This window comes from Epilithonimonas sp. 33E (assembly GCF_059372615.1).
In genome coordinates, this window is the sequence record NZ_CM182009.1 from 2,062,359 (window position 1) to 2,079,100 (window position 16,742).

Genomic DNA, 16,742 nt, shown 5'->3' on the forward strand with positions numbered 1-16,742 from the left:
CTCTTACAGTGGACTAAGGTAATATCCAAAGCCTGGTCTGGTATGGATCAGTTTAGTTTTAAAATTTTTATCAATTTTCTTTCTCAAAAAGTTGATGTAAACCTCGATAGCATTGTTGGTAGACTGGAACTGGTTTTTCCAGACTTCATCGGAAATATACTGCTTAGAAAGTGTTCTGCCATTGGCTTTGGCTAATAAAACCAATAATTGGAATTCTTTTACGGTCAAATTGATCTCTTCTCCGGAACGGAAAACCTTACTGTCTTCGGGATAAATGATTAGATCTTCGATAACAATTTTTTCTTTTTCTTCCGTTTTTGGCGTTAGCCTTCTCATTTGGGAATTGATTCTCAACAACAATTCTTCCAGCAAAAATGGCTTCACCAAATAGTCATCGGCAGCTCTCAAGAAAGCTTCCTTCTTCTCCTCGATGCCGTCATAGGCAGAAATAATGATAATCGGTGTTTCTGAATTGCTTTCTCTGATGGTTTTGCAAATGTCCAATCCATTGATTTTAGGAACATTGATATCCAAAAGAAAAACGTCGTAAGGCTTCTTAGAAAATATATCGAGAAATTTTTCGCCATCTTCTGCTTTGTCGGTTTTGATGGATTTGGATTCTAGGAAAAGTGCAATTTCTGAAGACAAAACCGCATCGTCCTCTAAAAGTAATGCCTGCATTTGGTGATGATTTATTTTACAAATATGGGAAAAAGTAATTTGAATAAAATAAATAATTTTGACAAGCCTCCTTCATATTACTATTAATCAAAAGATTAAATCCTGTCGGAATAAGATCTGAAAAGACCGTTCAAGCCAATTGAGCTATTAAAACGGCCTTAAATTATTACAAAGCTGCAACCAAATCTTTCCATTCCTGCAGTTCCGGATTGCCTGGTTTTCTTTTCCCAAAAAACTGAACGATAAATTCGCCACCATTGTTGAACACTTCCACTGAAGTGACTTCGCCATCTTCTGTTGGTTTTTTAGTAATCCAGGTTTCACCAATCTTTGTTGTGTCAAGATGCAGGTTAAAATCCGGATCCATCACATTGAACCATTGCTGATGCCAAAGCGTTTTTTTCACTTCACCGGTATGAATCTGGATAATTCCCCTGTTTCCAACGAAAACCATTATCGGAACTTGTTTTTCAGAAGCATCTTCCAATACATTCACAACCTTGGAATTATCTATTTTTTTGGCAAAACCTTCCGGTGCCAATCTCAAAGCCTGTGTTCTGCTAACCCCGAATTTTTTGGTCAGCATAAAGAAATCGTGTGTATCCTTCAAATCTTTCCAGGCCCGTTGGAAACCAGCAACATCAATCTCAGAATCTGTCTTTTCTACAGCTTTCGCAGCAATTGGTTCTGTTACAACCTCTGAAGATTGTTCCGCCGATTTATATTTTTCTGTCAAAGCATCGAATTCTGATTCGTTGCTATTATTCGTCAAATAAATCTTGTGAAGTGCCAATCCATCTTTTCCAAAGAATTGAAAGCTTTTTCTATCGCCTTCAACAACAGAAAATCCGAATTTCCAGGAATTAATAAAGATTCTCAAATCAATGTCTTCACCTACAAAAACCTGTCCGTGCGGATTACTGAAATCAGGGTTCAAATAAATACCTTTTCTCTCATGTACACATTCGTCATTACGTGTCAAAGCCATGACTTTTCCCAGTTTTTCAATTTCCTGTAAAAGGGCTGCGAATTCTGGTTTTAAAACAGTTACACCATTGTCGACATTGGTTGCTAAAAGTTCGACTTCGCTGACACCTAACTGTTCTGCTGCGTTTCTTATTCTAAGGTGTGGGTTTTCTAATTTTAGAGCTTCCCATTGTGCTTTTAATTGGGTTGTAATTGTATTCATAATAAATTATTTTTTATGGTTTAATTTTTTTAGTTGATTTTAATTGTTTTCATTTTAATGCGATAATTTGTTATTCCGACCAAACCCGCAGCCCGACCTGAGCGGTTATCATTTTTGCGAGAGGCTATGCCGAGCAAAAAGATAATAGCGGAGGGCGGAAAAGCTGCCCCAATCTTATCCAAATAAAATCATCGTTTCCTGATTGACAGGGTGTTTACAAATAGTGCATGGGAATTGATAAGCCTTGCTAATCATCTCCTGCGTGAAAACCTCTTCCGGTGAACCGTAAGACAAAACTTTCCCACTTTCCATCAACAGAATTTTATCTGCAAAATGTGCTGCCAAATTGAGATCGTGTAAAACCACAATCGTTGTATTTTTCTTTTGAGTCAATTTTTTTATTAATTCTAAAGTTTTGTATTGATGTTTAACATCCAGATTATTAAGTGGTTCGTCTAGAAATAATAGTCGATGCGTCACGTCATTATCTAACTGAGCTAAAACTCTTACCAGATGCACACGTTGTTTTTCCCCACCGGACAAAGAATTATAATCCCGGTTTTGCAAATGGATGATATCTGTATCTGTCATTGCATTTTCCGCACATTTGAAATCCTCAGAATTAGGTTGAGAATGGAAATATGGATAACGCCCCATCATCACGACATCTTTTACCAAAAGCGGAATATCCTGCGAATTATGCTGGGAAAACTTGGCTTTATGCTTTGATAGATCTTCTAATTTCCAGTCGGTAAGGATTTTGTCTTTGAAAAGAATATGCTGTTTTTTATCAGTTTTGATTTCGTTGGCTAGAACATTAAGAAGACTGGATTTTCCTGCACCATTGGGTCCAACAATAGCCAAAAATTCGCCGTAACCAACTTTGATATCAATACCTTTTAAGATGCTGATATTCTGACTCTGATAGTTGATTTGATGTCCTTTGATCATCTTAAATTATTTTTGAATTTTAACAAAATCGCTATGAAAACCGGGCCACCCATTACGGCTGTCAAAATCCCGATTGGTAATTCTGAAGGTGCAACAATGGTTCTGCTAAGTGTGTCTGCAAACAGTAACAGGATACTTCCGCAAATGGCTGACAACGGTAAAATAAAGTGATAGTCTGACCGGAATAACAACCTTAAAATATAAGGCACTATCAATCCCACAAATCCTATCGTTCCGGAAAAGGCAACGCAAGTTCCCACCATCAATGCGGTGAGAATAACAATCTGTTTTTTCAGAACTTCGACGTTGATCCCCAAATGCTGTGCATCTTTTTCGCCCAACATCATTGCATTCAATGCTTTTCCTTTTGGTAACAATACATAATAGGAAATCAACAAAACTCCAAATAGAATGGCATTCTTTGTCCAGGTTGCCGAAGCCAGACTTCCCAAATTCCAAAAGGTTAAATCTCTCAACTGGTCGTCTTTGGAGATGTAAATTAGCATTCCGGTGATGGCAAAACCGATGGCTGTAATGGCGACACCGCTTAATAGCATCATTACGACGTTTGTTTTTCCGCCGGAAGTTGAAATTCTGTAAACCAAAATCATTGATAACAGTGCACCCAGAAAGGCAGAAACACTAACCAGGGAAAACCTGATCCATTCCGGAAGATAATCCTGGAATGTATGCCCTAAAACAATCGCAATAGCTGCCAAAAGCGTTGCCCCGGAAGTCAGTCCAATTAAATCTCCGGTTGCTAACGGATTTTTGAACATCCCTTGCAAGGTAGTTCCTGAAACAGCCAACATACTCCCAATCAAAACCGCCATAACGATTCTGGAAGCTCGCACTTCCCAAATAACATATTTTTCGCTGAGAGATAATGATGGATTACCGGATATAAGTTTCCAAAAAACTTCATAAGCAGAAGATTTTCCGAACTCATAAACACCGATATTAAGTGCTGTAATCATCATTATAACTAAGGATAACAAGCCGATCGCTATATAAAAGCCGATATTTTTTGATCTCAAAGTCATTAGTTTTAGAAGAATATAGACTTATATTTTCGCTGATAAAAATTTATTTTGAAGATTCTATTAATAATCTGTTCAAATTCAATGCAGCTTCGCCAACTCTTGGCCCGAAGGACGATAATAATCCACCATCCAAAGCAATGATTTTCTTATTCTTACCGGCATTGGTCTGAGAAACGCCCGGCATTTTAAGAGCTCCTTCTGCGCCGCCAGAGCCTTGCAAACCGGTTGTGAAGAATAACAATACATCCGGATTTGATTGTATAACGGCTTCCGGCGTCAAGGGTTTAAAATCTTCGAAATCATTAGCTGCATTTTGCCCTCCTGCAATTTCTATAATGCTTGCCATTGGCGTATTTTTCCCTGCAACCATCATCATATTACCTCTTGCATAGATGAAAAGAACTTTTGGCTTTTTAACAATTGGCCGGATTTGTTTTACATCAGTATCAATTTTATCTAATAATGCCTGCTGATTGGTATTTCCTAAAGCTTTTGCAAGCTGGTCAATCAATTTTTTGGTTCCATTGATTGAAAACTCCTGATTGAATAATTCGGTTTGAATTCCGGAAGATTTGATTTTTTCCAGCAGGTCCGGATTGATATCTTTACTGGAAGCCAAAATCAAAGTTGGACTGAGCTTCATGATCGGTTCAACAGTCATTGAGCGGACGTGGCCAAGATTCTCTGCCGTTTTCTCAAGGCTTTCCGGGTAAGTGCTTGTAACGTCTATTCCAACGATTTCTTTTTCATGTCCAAGAGCCGCGACAATCTCTGTAACGCCACCGCTGATACTTACAATCCTTTGGCTGGAAATAGGAGTTTTTGTTTCTTCTGATTTTGCAACTTTTGTGTCTTCTTTTTTACAGGAAAAACCTGTTAAAAGAAGTGTTGATAAAATAGCTATTTTGATATTTTTCATAAGCTTATTGATTGATTTAAAGTATTTCGTATTCAAATTGTGGATAGCCTCTTTCTCCTTTATCATTCATCATTTTGTTGAATCTTAGTTTAAAGAAAAAACCTTCTGCATCTTTTATTATATAAAATCGATCTCCGTAAACTTGTGCTCCATTACTTCCTGTAACTGTTCGCCAATGATCTCCAATAGCTCTTTGATCATTAAAAATAAATTTAGAAGCATCAATATCACTTGTTTTGAAATTGTTATAATATTGATCCGCATTAGTTCCAGCAGGAATATTAACTTGATATGCACCAACACCATCGGTGATATTACTAATTACAAAGTCCGCATAGACGTAGCTTCCAGCAGAAACTCCCGGTGAATAAAAAACTTCATTAGTAAAAACTGTAAAACCTATATCCCAATTTTTTCTTTTTGGTTGAATTGTAACTTCCTTACCATTTTTCAGGCTGAAAAAATTAAGAGCATAATCTGAATTTTTTGTAAGAATATACTCCATATGAGGATTGGCAGAACTCAGATCTTTGTATTTCAGTTTATAGCCTGTATTGGCTCTTGTAATCTGCAAAAGATACCAGCCTCTTTCATTACCTCCCGTAATTGCTGAACCCGGTGTTATAGTTCCATTATAGATATCTCTACCCATATTGATGAGGTATACGGGATTGTCTCTGTCATTAGCATTAATAGGAGCTATACCTGTCGTCTGAGTTAGAAACATTCCGTTGGGATTATCTACATATTGAAGATTAGAAGCAAGAAAACTTCCTACCATTACTTCGTTTTGTAATGAAGCAACCTGAGCAGATGTAATTGCATCAATATCAGTTGCATCGGGTATTTTGCCAGCCGCCATTATAATTGATCCATTTATGACAACACGAAATTCATCTCCGGAATAGAAGCCTAAATCCCAATCTGTTCTTAAATTAGAGGTCATACTCCTGTCTTTAGGCTCCGAAAGATCAACCCAAACTTGATTTCCTTGTTTTGCACCCCCTAAATCCGGATCTAATGTCTGTCCTGTAATTGGTGGAACACTTACTGGATCATCATCTGCTGCCAAACAGGACTGAAGGCAGATTACAAAAGATAAAATGAATAAAATCTTTACTAATTTCATTACTGTTTTTTTAAAATTGATAGGTTAATCTTGCTATATAACTTCTTCCGTAGAAAAGATTGCTAACACCTGTAGATATCTCGTGCCCAACTGAATTAACAACAGTATTACTGACGGAAGTAACATCGAAAATATTCTTAACACCTACAGACAAATCAAATTGATTTTTCCATAATGGCTGTGTTACAATAAAATCCATCATATGAAAATCACCCATTTTTCCAAGGTCATAACCCGTTCCATTGGAAACATATCTCTGTTCTTCCCCAGAATATTTATAGTACAATGCGAATTGAGTCTGGAATTTTTTAAGACTGTAAGTTGTGGATGCACCTGCCTGTAGATTATATTTAAAATCTGTCGGAGAAGTTTGGGCCAAGTCTATCATTTCTCGGGAAATACCGTTAACTGAAGCTTTTAATCCAAATATGAACTGATCTTTCCTAAAATCCACATTTGCTGAAAACAATAAGCTTTTATAAGCGTTGATATTCAAATATTTAAAAGTGGAAGGAAGTTTTATAGTTACAAGTTCTATTCTATCTTTCACATCAAGATATAATGCATTTAGGCTATAGGCAATTTTCCAATTGCCGGTTGTTGAAAAATTCTGATCCCAAAACATCCCAACAGAAAAGCCTTTTTCAGGATCCAGATCAGGATTACCCTGGACATCGTGATTAGTATTCACAAAATACATGAATAGCTCTTCGTAAGTGGGATATCTGTTTGCACTACCAAAAACACCACGGATATTAGAATTTTCGGATGTTTTATATCTTGCGGATAAGGAATAATTGAATTGATTTTCAAATCTATCGCTCAAAGAAAGCCGTGCGCCTGGTCTTAATGTCAATTTGTCATTCACATTCCATTCGCCAGAGATGAAATTAGCATAAGTAAAAATTTTCCTTTTTATAATATTATTGCCTAAGCCTTCTAATGCAATAAGCGCAGCATAACCATTAGTATGATCTAACTCATAACCTAACTGGAAGTCAAACTTGTTATTATTTAGAAAATTACTGAACATTCCTCTGGAATAGAAAACTTTCGTATCATAATAAGACAGACTTTCATCTTTTGTTCTTATACTTCTTTGAGGAATATCATAAATATAATCACGATATTGGCGATCTTGATTTTGATAAGAGAAATCACCCAAATAATGGATATTCCCCAGCTTAGTCTGAATATTGAATTGATTAATCCAACGTTCTGTATTATACTCCCGATCCTTGCTTGTATAGGTCACGCCACCTTCGCCATCATTTAACGGGTCTCTTTCTACTACAGGATTGTAAAAGTTAAATTTTTCATTCAGATAAGAGATCTTATAGAACAATGATGTGTTTCCTTTAGAATATTTCAACAAAGCATTGATATCATATTGATTCTTGGGGTTCCAGTCATAACCTCTATTGTTATCTCTTTCAAAATATTTATATCCCATTTTACTGCCTTCATAACCCATAAAATCATTATGATTGAAACTCAAACTGAGATACAAATTATTATTCAGATAATATCCTACATTTAAATTTTGTATATGCCTCCCTTTCCCCCGTTTTCTCCAGCTATATCCGTCTCTTACAGATTCTTCCTGAACAGAAGCCCGAAGACTGACCTTTTGTGAAGCAGATTTTTTTGTAATAATATTGATGACTCCTGCCAAAGCTCCATTTCCGTACTCCACCCCCATGCTTCCTTGTACCACCTCTATACGCTCTATATTATTAAGACTTAATTTAGTAAGATCAATATTACTTCCAAGGCCTGTATCTCCGACAACCGGAATATTATCTATAAGAATCTTGACATAATTCCCGTCTAAACCAAGGATGTTGGCTGTGGAATTCCCCGACTTCGTATCAGGTGTTATCAGTATATTCAGGCTTTGATTTAATACTTCGGCAACGTTTGTAGCTGCCATATTCTTTATTTGCTGCTCATTGATTACTTCTACTTTATATATCGATTTGTTGATTGACTGAGGATTATATTGTCCTGTAATAACAACTTCTTCAATAATTTTCTGATTAATTGAATCTTTCTGAGCAAGAACCATATTAATGGACAAAAGCCCTAAAACACTCATCATTTTCTTATCCATAAGAAATAATTTTCGACAAATATATATGTTTATTTAGAATAATTAAAAATAAATATATAGTTTTGTATAATTATTCTAAATAAAAATAATATTAATAAGCAATTATGAAAACAAAACTATTTCTTGCATCAGCTCTGACTTTGGCAGTTAGTCAAACAGTATTATCACAAACAGATGAATATGGATATACTTCCGTAGAACTATCAATGGGAGCTCAGTATGCAAACAGAGTATTCTTTGATTTTTCTGAAAACAAAATCATTTCGCAACCCGCAACCAGTTGGGACATCGCTTTTTACAGAAACTCAGCAATGGATTTTGGAGAAAGAGTGAATGACGCAAACAATGTGAAAGTTTATCAGGTTTCTGCTAATCCTGCAGCATTTGATACTGTTGTACCGGGTGATAAAGCTAACTGGGGTGAGCCACTTTATAATCCGGACAAAACAGACAAGCTACAGGATGGCGCTTTTGATAATGCAACATTGTTACCATCAGGCGGCTTTAACTTCAGTTGGGGGAGTTATGACCTGAGTACTCATAAAATATTGGGAAAGGTCGTGTTTGTTCTGGAATATGGAAATGGGGATTATTACAAATTCTTTATTAATGAATATTCGTCCGGCTATACATTCAAATATGCCAAATGGAACGGAACATCCTGGGATGCAACACAAACAAGAACGATTGCCAGCGGGACAGATGATGCATATTTTAATTATTTTTCATTTACATCCGGAGCAAAAGTTGAAAACATCGAGCCTTCCAAAGCAAAATGGGATCTCATGTTCACAAGATACTGGACTTTCTATAACAATATCATGATGTATCTGATGTCCGGAACAATACAGTCACCGAACGTAACTATTGCATATGTAAAACCTGAAACTCAGGCTACATCAACTTATACTCTACCCTCTGCGGCTATTTTCTCAAAAGAGATTACAACGATTGGACATTCCTGGAAGCCAACTTCAGGAGTATATACAGATGCTGTATATTATATAAAAGAAGGCAGCAACTATTACAGAATGTATTTTACTTCTAATGGCGGTGCTTCTACAGGTAATATGTACTTCAAGTATAAAAATATTACCAGTGAACTATCTGTTGCAGATTTTGGTAAAAAAGGGACATTCGGTATTTATCCCAACCCAACAAAAGAGGATAGAAAAATTAACATCTTATTTGATGTAAAACAAGCCGATTCCAAAAACGGTAATGTTGAAATTTTTGATTTTACCGGAAAGAAAGTTTATGAAACTGCTATCAATAACAAATCTGGTTTCTCTGCACAAGAAGTGGATGTAAAAAATCTAACCGCAGGAATCTATATGGTAAAAATCTCATATGGAGGCAAGACAGAAACAAAAAAACTTGTTGTAAAATAAGTCATATTTCAGATTTTATTCTTTATAGTGACCACCTTCGGGTGGTTTTCGTTTTATTGTGATTTGATGAAATAATGAGTAAATTTGTAGAAATAATTCAATTACAGTGAATTCCATTATCAATAAAAAAGTAGAATTTCAGGACTTGGGAACCAAAGATTACCAGCCATCCTGGGATTATCAGGAAGAATTACTGAAAAAAAATCTCGAAACCAAAATCTTTAATCGGGAAAATCCAGACCATCAAAAAACGACCAATAATTATCTTCTTTTCGTAGAGCATCCGCATGTTTATACGCTTGGGAAAAGTGGTCACGAGGAAAATCTTTTAGCTAACGAAGACAAACTGAAGGAAATCAATGCGACTTATGTCAAAGTAAATCGTGGTGGTGACATTACTTACCACGGATTTGGGCAGATTGTTGGCTACCCTATTTTGGATCTGGAAAATTTTTATACAGATATCCATCGTTACATGCGCGACTTGGAAGAAGTCATTATCCGAACCATTGCAGAATATGGACTGAAAGGAGAACGTTCCAATGGCGAAACAGGCGTCTGGCTGGATGTAGGGCAACCTTATGCAAGAAAAATCTGTGCAATGGGTGTAAAAGCATCACGTTGGGTTACAATCCATGGATTTGCTCTCAATGTAAATACAGATATGCGTTATTTCGAATACATTATCCCTTGTGGAATTACCGATAAACAAGTGACTTCCTTGAAAAGAGAATTAGAACGAGAAGTCAATATGGAAGAAGTCAAAGAAAAAATCAAAAAACATTTTATAGATGTATTTGGTTGCGAATTGATATGAAAAAAATAATCTTCTTTTTTATTTTTAGTTTATTTGATCTATTTGCTTCTCAGATTACAGAACCGAAATTTTTCGACGATTCTATTCTCAATCAAAAATATCCCAACTTTATAAAGTTTCAGGAGATAAAAAATTACACTCCATTCAACAATTCTTATATTGGCAGTTATTGGTTAGAATCTGTAAAAGATATTCCAGAGGAATTAGAGTCATTTTCTAACATCTTCAATTACTTAAAGTTTGAAAAAGTCCAAGATAAAATATATGCTTTGGGAATCAATTCGCTGGGATTTTGGTTAATTATAAATGAAAATAAAAAGACTAAGCCTTATTTTATTGGTATAGCTCAAGATAAATTCATTCATATAAAAATATCATCAATATATCGGCTGATAAAAGATGATAAGCTTCAGCTCGAATGTTCAATTATAAAGCAGACTAGTTTAGGAAGCCGTCCGATGATTTCCGAGGAGGATTTTCCAAAATACAAAGCTTTAAAGGAAAATTTATTATTATCAATCGATATTAATATAATCAAGCAAGATTCTGACGGTGATGGTTACAATGATATCTTCGAAAATTATATTGGACTCAATCCCAAATCAAAAGATTCTGACAATGACGGAATCAATGATGATGTAGACTTTAATCCATTGTACAAATCAATTGATAATGAATATACAAATGCTTTTAACAAATATATAAACGGCGGCTATATTCACAAATTTGATAATTCTAAAACTGTAACGCCAATCTTTGTCAAAGAACATCAAATACAGTCAGATATTAACCCATTCAAATTCGATATTTATATTATAGAAAATACTGCACTTAAAAACATTGCCCCAAAAACGAATCGAGTCTTGTTATTTATGAAGAATAAAGACAGAAATAACTTTAATATAACAGATAGCGAATATAGAGACATTATAAAGACCAATGATAATGAATTTGAGATTACGTCTGCTTACGAAAACGGAAGCACAAGTTGTAGAATTAAAAAAGAAGGCAATGACTGGATTTTAAATTTAATAAGTGCTACTGTTTATTAAATCAATTAGAATTACTTCGCTTACATCGTCATCCCAATATCAATTCCTTTTATTTTTCTATAAAGATCAGTTGCGAAATTATCCGTCATTCCGGAAACGAAATCAATTACACCAAGGACTTTCTGATAATCTGTTCCATCTTCATAAAAGAATTGTTTTGGAAGAAGCTTTAATGCTTTTTTATCGTAAGATTTTCTTTCATCTGCTGTTTTCAAAATTGATGGAATAAAATGATCCAATAATTCGTACATTACATTATAACCGGCATTTTCGATTTCAACAACAGCTTTATGATTGTAGATCTTTTCAATGGAAAAACTTTCGATATCCTGCAGTGTTTTATTTTCGGATTTATAAATATCCAAAAGCCCTTTATCAAGATTTCCTTCAAGAATTTTGTTGAAGTTAGACTTATAAAGCTCAACAGATTTATTGATTAAAGCATTAATAACCTTAGCTCTAAGGTAAGAGATTTGTTCATTTTCATTACTTATCGAATCCAGTTTTTGCTCTATTCTGTTAATATCGTCCGTTTCAGATTTTACCAGTTCGAAGAAAAGATTTTTACAATCGGCAGTGGAAACAATTCCTAATCTGTGTGCATCTTCCATATCAATGATATTGTAACAAATATCGTCAGCAGCTTCTACCAGCCAAACAAATGGATGTCTCCTAAAAATATATGGATTTTCATTTTCCAGGATCATCGAGGTTCCTTTTGCAATCTCCAAGAAAATATCTTTTTCATTCTGGAAAAAACCGAATTTTTTTCTGTGGATAATGCCTTTCTTTTTAGCAATCGCTTCGCAAGGATATTTTGCAATACTAGCCAAAGTTGCAAATGTCAATTGGATTCCGCCGGCATCTTTGCCTTGCTGTTGTTGTGCCAAAACTCTGATTGCATTGGCATTTCCTTCAAAATTCACCAGATCCGCCCATTCTTTTTCATTGAATTTCGATTTCAAATCGCTTTCATTTCTGTCAAAGTAACTGGCAATCGCATCTTCTCCGGAATGTCCAAAAGCAGGATTCCCAACATCATGACAAAGACAGGCTGCCGCAATCACATTTCCTAAATTATGAAGGTAAAAGTTTTTTGATTCTTCATTAAGATCACTGACAAAATTATCGTGGATAAATTCTCCTATCACACTTCCCAAACTACGACCAACAGAGGAAACTTCTAATGAATGCGTCAAACGGTTATGTACAAAAACACTTCCAGGAAGCGGAAAGACCTGCGTTTTGTTCTGCAATCTTCTGAATGCTGACGAGAAAATAATCCTGTCAAAATCCCTCTGAAAATCAGTCCTTGAAACTTTTGTGTGCGGATTATTTCCTGTGCGTTGATTGGTAAAAATTGAATTCAGATCCATAATGGATTCAAAAATAAGGGATATTTTATTTTTAAAGGAATAATATTTGATTTTTCCTGAAAAAAGTTGTTATGCCGGAAGGTCCATCCATAGTTTTGATGAAAGAAGATCTCAACAAATTTGTTGGAGAAAAGGTTACTGCTGCTGTCGGAAATGCAAAGATTGACAAAGGTATTCTTGTCGGTAAAACTTTAAACGAAATCCGACTTTATGGTAAGCAAACTTATTTAATTTTCGACGACATCAATATCAGAATTCATCTCCTCATGTTTGGATCTTACGAGATTGATAAACAGACAAAACCTGACAAAAATCTTCGTCTAGGATTAAGTTTCAAAAACGGAAAAATGCTTTTCTTCACTTGTTCTGTTAAGCTTTTACCCAATGACTTCCTGAAAACTATCGATTGGGAAGCTGATGTGATGAGTGACATTTGGAACCCTGAAAAAGCCAAATTCAAATTAAAATCCAATCCCGAAATGATGGTTTGCGACGCGCTGATGAATCAGGATATTTTCTCCGGTGTCGGCAATATCATCAAGAATGAAGTACTTTTCAGAATTGCCGTTCAGCCGGAAAGTTTGCTTGGACATCTTCCTGCAAAAAAAATAAATGAGCTGATCAAAGAATCCAGAAATTACAGCTTCGATTTTCTAAAATGGAAACGGGAATTCACTTTGAAAAAACACTGGAAAGCGCATCACCAAAAGAATTGTCCAAAATGCGGAAAACCTTTGACAAGTAAAATCACAGGCAAGTCCAAACGGAGAAGTTTCTATTGCGAAACCGACCAAAAATTATACTAAAATCTGTTCTTTTTAGCGAAAACTTAGAATTAAAAGGCTTTTATGAATTTGATTTGAATTTAATTTTGCTTATCATTGGCAAAATTTAGTTTATGAAAAATAAATACTTATTAATTCTATCATTAGTTTCATCATTTGCTTTTGCGCAACAAACCATTTCTTTTGAAGCTTCAGAAGGTTATACTGCTGGAGATATCAATGGACAAAATGGTTGGGAAGTTACACTTAACAATGATGAAGCTCCTATCAACAATCAAACGATTTCTACAGAAAAAGCTTTTGAGGGAACTCAATCTTTGAAAATAAGTGTAGATGAAGCGGAAGATTTTGGTTGGTTTCCTATCTATGGTGCAGCTAAACTATTTGATAGAGCTTATAATTTTCAACATACAATCGTAGATTTTGATGTTTTTATTACAGAATTAGAAGGCTCTACATTTGAGTTTGGAACTTTTGGAGTTGTAGATACAGATGAATTTATGCCGGTTTCTATCTACTCTTTCAACTACACAGGTAATCTGGAAGTAGTAAATGATGAAGATTATGGCTATGAAAGTACCGATTTTACTTGGGAAGCCAACAGATGGTATCATCTAAGATCAGAAACCAATAGCAACGAAATCAAATTTTACATTGATGGGGCATTAATCAAAACGATTCCGAATTTTGCTCAAACTAATATTACAGGCGTTAATTTTGTTCACGATAACTTTAGTGGAAGTGCTTATATTGATAATCTAAAAATCAATGATCAAATACTAGCCGTAAATGATGTAACGAAAGCCAACATCAAATTATATCCAAATCCAGTCAAAGATATTTTAAAAATCAATCTTTCAAATAACGAAAGCATCAGCGAAATCAACATCTATAATGTTGCCGGACAAAAGCTGAAAACGGTTTCTAAACAAACTGAAATTAATGTGGAAAGTCTATCAAAAGGTGTTTATTTGATTGATATCAAAACAGATAAAAACAAAACTTACAAATCCAAATTCATCAAACAATAAATCTTAATCCTGCTTTCATCGGCAGGATTTTTTATTAATTTTATCTAAAATATTATTCTGATGAAAAACCTTATCAAGCCGGAAACGCTTAACTTTCTTTCAACTCTGGAAATCAATAATAACAGAGAATGGTTTAATGAGAACAAACAGCTTTATCTAAATGCTAAAGAGAATGTTGAAAATGCAGTCAATGAGATTATTTCCGGTGTTTCGGAATTTGATAAAAGTGTTGAACGACTGGAAGCTAAGAATTGTATTTTCAGAATCTATAAAGACACCAGATTTTCTAAAGATAAAACGCCTTACAAAACCAATATCGGAGCATCGTTGGTAGAAAAAGGACCGAAAACTTTGAATCACGCCGGTTATTACATTCATCTTGAACCTAACAAATCTTTCCTGGCTGGCGGTGTTTATATGACCGAACCAAAAAACCTAAAATCCATCCGTGAAAAAATCAGTTCCGAAGGTGATGAATTTCTGAAAATCCTCAACAAAAAATCCTTCAAAGATCAACTGGAATTACGAGGCGATAAACTGGTAAAAGTGCCGCAAGGTTTTGACAAAGAAAATCCAATGGGCGATTATCTCAAATTCAAGCAATTCACGGTTTTTCATCCGCTTTCTGATGAAGATGTTCAGGATGGAAACTTTGTTAAAAATACCGTTAAAGTTTTTAAGGAAATTTATCCCTTTAATCAGTTTCTTAATGACGCTATAGGAAAATAATCACATTGATAAACACAAAGTAGAAGCTTTTTTATTAAGCTTCTACTTTTTTTAAAGTCTAAACAAAATTGCCAGAATCAATCGATTCTCTCTTTTGACCAAATCAGGTCGCCAATTCGGGTCCAGTTCAGAAACCGTGTAACCTGTCTGCGAAGTCACACCTCCGTGACCAGCAAAATAAGGAACATTAGCTTCGCGATAAACAAATTCCAAACGGAATGTAATGCTTTGATTCGGCATATAATCTAAGTTGGTAGAAAGATCCCAGCCTTCAAACTGATCTCCCGGATTAGCTGAGAATGGGAATGCGCCTTCTGTCTGTGTAGGATTGTTCGGATTGGGTAATGGGCTTGCCTGTCCAGTTGGATAAAGAACCAAATACCGTCCGGGATTTTTCATCCAGCCGCCACCAACAGTCCAGGCCATTTTATCTTTCGCAAACCAGACCCTGTTGTAAAACATTGCACTTAAGAAATATTGTGCTGGTTTGTCCGGATCATTATTATTGAAACCATTCACACCGCCGCCTTTTTCAAAACCGATATCGCCTGTAAGAGAAAACGCCATTTTAGTAATCCCGTCAGATTTTGGTCTGTTGTAGTAGCGCCACAAAACACTGTTGTCACTGTGAAATCTTTTTCTGTCCGGAATCAATGCCGCATCGGAGCCGTAATAATTATTCGTGATTAATTTCAGATTACAGTTAGGAATATAAGTCACATTAGCTCCAAATCCCGGCATTGCATTGAATCGCCCGTAACTCTGCCAGCCGTTGATAATCCAGGGTTCGATTTTTAAATTCCTGGTCGGAAATATCTGAATCCTTAATCCATTAAAAAACCAAGGTGTATTATCTGAAGTGAACGATGCCTGATATTCCCAATTCTCAGCCTGATAAAAAGAATTGAGTCCAATATAAGACATAAACAAACCTGCGTCAATATTGATTCCGTACCATTTGTTGATATGGATTCCGGCATTGGCTTCACTTAGATATCGATAAACATCATTCAGTTTATATTGTCCGCGGTAAGGGCTGTAATCGTTTCTCGGAATGACGACTGAACGTGTTCCAAACTGCGTCATGATTCTCGCTCTTGCATTTTTGTAATAGAAATCGCCGCCAAAATGTAAAGCCGCAATCTGAACCTCATTATGCCTTGCAACCGCTGTGCTTCCAATCGCCGTATTATCCATCGGGTTATTGAAAGAATAATTGTAATTGACATCCACCAAAACACTCGGAACAAAGAACTGGTTATCCTTCCATATATTTTTAGTTCGTCTGTCGCTTCCGTTTGCCCAGCTCATATCGAGACCTTCAAATGGTTCTCCGAATTGTTTATTGACTTTCGGTAATTCAGTATCGGTTGTATCAATTTTAGAATTGGTTTGAAGTTTCAAACTATCAAGAATTTCTTTTTTGACTTGCTGAACAATACTTCTTTTATCAGTTTCTGTTAAAGTTTGAGCATTACTATTCAATGACCATAAGCACAAGGCTATGATGATATTTTTTTTCATTGGATTAATGAT

15 protein-coding genes are annotated in these 16,742 nt (G+C 35.4%); 6 read left to right on the forward strand and 9 right to left on the reverse strand.

Going from position 1 to position 16,742, the window contains the following annotated elements:
- Positions 1–3: 3 nt before the first annotated feature.
- The 7 genes from AC5P2S_RS09470 to AC5P2S_RS09500 form a co-directional block, all read right to left on the reverse strand.
- Positions 4–681, reverse strand: a complete 678-nt coding sequence (locus AC5P2S_RS09470; RefSeq protein ID WP_283415501.1) for a response regulator transcription factor — start codon at positions 679–681, stop codon at positions 4–6.
- A gap of 166 nt (positions 682–847) precedes the next feature.
- The gene (locus AC5P2S_RS09475; RefSeq protein ID WP_494554750.1) at positions 848–1,870 is read right to left on the reverse strand and encodes a hemin-degrading factor; all 1,023 of its coding nucleotides are present in this window, start codon (positions 1,868–1,870) and stop codon (positions 848–850) included.
- 174 nt (positions 1,871–2,044) lie between these two features.
- Positions 2,045–2,821, reverse strand: coding sequence for a heme ABC transporter ATP-binding protein (locus tag AC5P2S_RS09480; protein ID WP_494554751.1), 777 nt, complete (start codon positions 2,819–2,821; stop codon positions 2,045–2,047).
- On the reverse strand, positions 2,818–3,864 hold the full coding sequence (locus AC5P2S_RS09485; protein ID WP_494554752.1) for a FecCD family ABC transporter permease: 1,047 nt from the start codon (positions 3,862–3,864) through the stop codon (positions 2,818–2,820). Before AC5P2S_RS09485 ends, AC5P2S_RS09480 begins: the two co-directional genes overlap by 4 nt.
- Positions 3,865–3,907: 43 nt before the next feature.
- Positions 3,908–4,783, reverse strand: coding sequence for a heme/hemin ABC transporter substrate-binding protein (locus AC5P2S_RS09490; RefSeq protein WP_494554753.1), 876 nt, complete (start codon positions 4,781–4,783; stop codon positions 3,908–3,910).
- A gap of 16 nt (positions 4,784–4,799) precedes the next feature.
- Positions 4,800–5,912: an HmuY family protein gene (locus AC5P2S_RS09495; protein ID WP_494554754.1), complete on the reverse strand. Its 1,113-nt coding sequence runs from the start codon at positions 5,910–5,912 to the stop codon at positions 4,800–4,802.
- Between the two features lie 10 nt (positions 5,913–5,922).
- On the reverse strand, positions 5,923–8,025 hold the full coding sequence (locus AC5P2S_RS09500) for a TonB-dependent receptor plug domain-containing protein (RefSeq protein ID WP_494554755.1): 2,103 nt from the start codon (positions 8,023–8,025) through the stop codon (positions 5,923–5,925).
- Positions 8,026–8,129: 104 nt separating this feature from the next.
- Here AC5P2S_RS09500 and AC5P2S_RS09505 point away from each other — a divergent pair, with 104 nt between their 5' ends.
- The 3 genes from AC5P2S_RS09505 to AC5P2S_RS09515 all read left to right on the forward strand — a co-directional run bounded on the left by AC5P2S_RS09505 (position 8,130) and on the right by AC5P2S_RS09515 (position 11,285).
- Complete coding sequence (locus AC5P2S_RS09505) at positions 8,130–9,416, forward strand: T9SS type A sorting domain-containing protein (RefSeq protein ID WP_494554756.1); 1,287 nt, start codon at positions 8,130–8,132, stop codon at positions 9,414–9,416.
- Between the two features lie 106 nt (positions 9,417–9,522).
- A complete protein-coding gene (lipB, locus tag AC5P2S_RS09510; RefSeq protein WP_494554757.1) occupies positions 9,523–10,233 on the forward strand; it encodes a lipoyl(octanoyl) transferase LipB in 711 nt (236 codons plus the stop codon).
- Complete coding sequence (locus AC5P2S_RS09515; protein WP_494554758.1) at positions 10,230–11,285, forward strand: hypothetical protein; 1,056 nt, start codon at positions 10,230–10,232, stop codon at positions 11,283–11,285. Before lipB ends, AC5P2S_RS09515 begins: the two co-directional genes overlap by 4 nt.
- A gap of 20 nt (positions 11,286–11,305) precedes the next feature.
- Here the strand turns inward: AC5P2S_RS09515 and AC5P2S_RS09520 are convergent, their stop codons facing one another.
- A complete protein-coding gene (locus AC5P2S_RS09520; protein ID WP_494554759.1) occupies positions 11,306–12,661 on the reverse strand; it encodes a deoxyguanosinetriphosphate triphosphohydrolase in 1,356 nt (451 codons plus the stop codon).
- Between the two features lie 71 nt (positions 12,662–12,732).
- Between AC5P2S_RS09520 and AC5P2S_RS09525 the strand changes: the two genes are divergently transcribed.
- From AC5P2S_RS09525 to AC5P2S_RS09535, 3 genes are all read left to right on the forward strand, one after another.
- Positions 12,733–13,467, forward strand: a complete 735-nt coding sequence (locus AC5P2S_RS09525; RefSeq protein WP_494554760.1) for a DNA-formamidopyrimidine glycosylase family protein — start codon at positions 12,733–12,735, stop codon at positions 13,465–13,467.
- Positions 13,468–13,559: 92 nt separating this feature from the next.
- The gene (locus AC5P2S_RS09530) at positions 13,560–14,477 is read left to right on the forward strand and encodes a T9SS type A sorting domain-containing protein (RefSeq protein WP_283415513.1); all 918 of its coding nucleotides are present in this window, start codon (positions 13,560–13,562) and stop codon (positions 14,475–14,477) included.
- A 60-nt stretch (positions 14,478–14,537) separates the two neighbouring features.
- The gene (locus AC5P2S_RS09535) at positions 14,538–15,206 is read left to right on the forward strand and encodes a DUF2461 domain-containing protein (protein WP_494554761.1); all 669 of its coding nucleotides are present in this window, start codon (positions 14,538–14,540) and stop codon (positions 15,204–15,206) included.
- A 51-nt stretch (positions 15,207–15,257) separates the two neighbouring features.
- Here AC5P2S_RS09535 and AC5P2S_RS09540 read toward each other — a convergent pair whose 3' ends face one another.
- A complete protein-coding gene (locus AC5P2S_RS09540) occupies positions 15,258–16,730 on the reverse strand; it encodes an outer membrane beta-barrel protein (RefSeq protein WP_494554762.1) in 1,473 nt (490 codons plus the stop codon).
- Between the last annotated feature and the right edge of the window lie 12 nt (positions 16,731–16,742).

Bases quoted from the DNA above. Each gene is read 5' to 3' on its own strand.
- AC5P2S_RS09525 (WP_494554760.1), top strand. From the start codon at position 12,733: ATGCCGGAAGGTCCATCCATAGTTTTGATGAAAGAAGATCTCAACAAA.
- AC5P2S_RS09500 (WP_494554755.1), bottom strand. From the start codon at position 8,025: ATGGATAAGAAAATGATGAGTGTTTTAGGGCTTTTGTCCATTAATATG.
- AC5P2S_RS09515 (WP_494554758.1), top strand. From the start codon at position 10,230: ATGAAAAAAATAATCTTCTTTTTTATTTTTAGTTTATTTGATCTATTT.
- AC5P2S_RS09520 (WP_494554759.1), bottom strand. From the start codon at position 12,661: ATGGATCTGAATTCAATTTTTACCAATCAACGCACAGGAAATAATCCG.
- AC5P2S_RS09540 (WP_494554762.1), bottom strand. From the start codon at position 16,730: ATGAAAAAAAATATCATCATAGCCTTGTGCTTATGGTCATTGAATAGT.
- AC5P2S_RS09505 (WP_494554756.1), top strand. From the start codon at position 8,130: ATGAAAACAAAACTATTTCTTGCATCAGCTCTGACTTTGGCAGTTAGT.
- AC5P2S_RS09535 (WP_494554761.1), top strand. From the start codon at position 14,538: ATGAAAAACCTTATCAAGCCGGAAACGCTTAACTTTCTTTCAACTCTG.
- AC5P2S_RS09480 (WP_494554751.1), bottom strand. From the start codon at position 2,821: ATGATCAAAGGACATCAAATCAACTATCAGAGTCAGAATATCAGCATC.
- AC5P2S_RS09495 (WP_494554754.1), bottom strand. From the start codon at position 5,912: ATGAAATTAGTAAAGATTTTATTCATTTTATCTTTTGTAATCTGCCTT.
- AC5P2S_RS09490 (WP_494554753.1), bottom strand. From the start codon at position 4,783: ATGAAAAATATCAAAATAGCTATTTTATCAACACTTCTTTTAACAGGT.
- AC5P2S_RS09470 (WP_283415501.1), bottom strand. From the start codon at position 681: ATGCAGGCATTACTTTTAGAGGACGATGCGGTTTTGTCTTCAGAAATT.
- AC5P2S_RS09530 (WP_283415513.1), top strand. From the start codon at position 13,560: ATGAAAAATAAATACTTATTAATTCTATCATTAGTTTCATCATTTGCT.
- AC5P2S_RS09485 (WP_494554752.1), bottom strand. From the start codon at position 3,864: ATGACTTTGAGATCAAAAAATATCGGCTTTTATATAGCGATCGGCTTG.
- AC5P2S_RS09475 (WP_494554750.1), bottom strand. From the start codon at position 1,870: ATGAATACAATTACAACCCAATTAAAAGCACAATGGGAAGCTCTAAAA.